We start from the raw sequence: 228 nt of genomic DNA on the forward strand, positions 1-228 counted from the left end.
CGTCTTCTGCGTCCTGGCGAGCGCCCTGACCGCGGCGGCCGAGTCGCGTGCCGCCCGCAAGCCCGCGAACGAGGCGCTGGCGAAGCTGGGCGCTCCGCGCCGGCTGCTGCGGGGCGCGGCGGTGCTGCGCGCCGTCGTGCTGTGCGCCGTACTGGGAGCGCTGACGTGGGCGGTGGGGCAGCTCGCGGCGCTGCCGCTGACGACCTGACCGCGGCTCGACTCCCCGGC

Annotated in this window: 1 pseudogene; it reads left to right on the top strand. The window is 78.5% G+C overall.

From position 1 onward, the window contains the following. Window positions 1-208, top strand: a pseudogene (locus tag AN218_RS36570) (hypothetical protein); the annotation flags it as partial. Window positions 209-228 lie beyond the last annotated feature (20 nt).

Origin of the sequence: Streptomyces nanshensis, from assembly GCF_001751255.1 — a bacterium.
Lineage (GTDB): Bacteria > Actinomycetota > Actinomycetes > Streptomycetales > Streptomycetaceae > Streptomyces > Streptomyces nanshensis_A.